Consider the following 1327-nt stretch of genomic DNA (forward strand, 5'->3'; position numbering starts at 1 on the left):
TTCCTTCTTCCTTCTTCCTTCTTCCTTCTTCCTTCTTCCTTCTTCCTTCTTCCTTCTTCCTTCTTCCTTCTTCCTTCAGAAGCCTTCCACATTGTCAGACAATAGAAAGCAAAAGTAATCGCCGCAGTGAGGGGATAGTCGAGCAAAAATTGCAAGCGGAACCGATAAAGTCCCGGTAACAAAACGCAAATTGCAGCGGCCCACAAACCGACTTGCCGGTTAAATAATTGGACGCCCAGACTGTAGACTGAGGCGAGGAGAATTGCACTAAATAATAAATGAACGAGGGTTGCCCGATCGCCCCCGGTACCAAAAACCTGAAGAAACGGAACCGTTAAGATATACACCAAGGGCGGAATTTTCGTCGAAAGCAGCCAGAAGTTTGTCCACCACTCGCCGGAAAACCACTGAGGATGCTGCAACGCCTGCAAGTAATTCAGGGTGCTAGTCAGGTATTCTGCTTGATCCCAGGCGGGGACAGATCGATCGAGGGCAAACCAGAGGCGATCGCTAATTGCCCCCAGCAGCCAAATTATGCCCAAGACAAGCAGACTCTTACTTCCGCTGTCCCGATGTTGCTGTGCCATTGCGATTCTTGGATTTTAGGTTGCAGCTTTTAGCTTACAGGCGGGCGGTTCCGGGCGATCGAAAAATTAATTGAGAAAAGTGCTTGCTAAATTCTGTATGTATCTGCTAAGGTAGTTAAGCGCGAAAAAACAAGCCGGGATAGCTCAGTTGGTAGAGCAGTGGACTGAAAATCCACGTGTCACGAGTTCAAGTCTCGTTCCTGGCATCGCAAAGCCCTCACAAAGTTGAGGGCTTTTTTTTGTCTCGGCACTTCCTCCTCGGAGAATCCAGATATTTCTGCCTTTTTTCTAATTAACACTCATAGTGTGTAGATTTAAAGCGTTTTTTCAAGTTAACACTCATAGTGTGTAGATGTGAAACACTTATAAGCTTTATATTTTTGGCGTGATATAAAATTATCAGCTTAAAATATTTGGCGAACAGGTTCGGAAATTGAGAAAATCTAGGGGGCTAAGCCAAGAGGAGTTAGCTGAACTAGCACAACTACATCGAAATTACATTGGCGGCATTGAACGTGGCGAGAGAAATGTTGCATTTCTGAATATTGTGCGTCTAGCTAAAGCTTTGGGAGTATCGCTAAGCGAATTGTTGGAGGGGATAGGGTAAATGACTTCACCTTATGCGGGGCTTGCCACAAAAGATTGGGCAGAAAAAACCAGGGAACTAATACCATTTTGCCAAATAAGTGCTACAATGCCAGAAAAATAAGGGATATTTTATGAAGGTCAACTATCAAGAA

General features: G+C 44.8%; 2 protein-coding genes and 1 tRNA gene. 2 read left to right on the forward strand and 1 reads right to left on the reverse strand.

All coding sequences use genetic code 11. The annotated features are described in order from the left end of the window. Positions 1–587, reverse strand: a 587-nt coding sequence (locus tag QUB56_RS36915) for a glycosyltransferase family 39 protein (RefSeq protein ID WP_332961306.1), incomplete at its 3' end; no start/stop codon positions are given. 133 nt (positions 588–720) lie between these two features. Between QUB56_RS36915 and QUB56_RS36920 the strand changes: the two genes are divergently transcribed. Further along, positions 721–793: transfer RNA gene (locus tag QUB56_RS36920), tRNA-Phe, on the forward strand. Positions 794–996: 203 nt separating this feature from the next. After that, positions 997–1194, forward strand: a complete 198-nt coding sequence (locus tag QUB56_RS36925) for a helix-turn-helix transcriptional regulator (protein WP_332961307.1) — start codon at positions 997–999, stop codon at positions 1192–1194. Positions 1195–1327 lie beyond the last annotated feature (133 nt).

The organism is Microcoleus sp. AR_TQ3_B6 (assembly GCF_036702785.1).
GTDB lineage: Bacteria > Cyanobacteriota > Cyanobacteriia > Cyanobacteriales > Microcoleaceae > Microcoleus.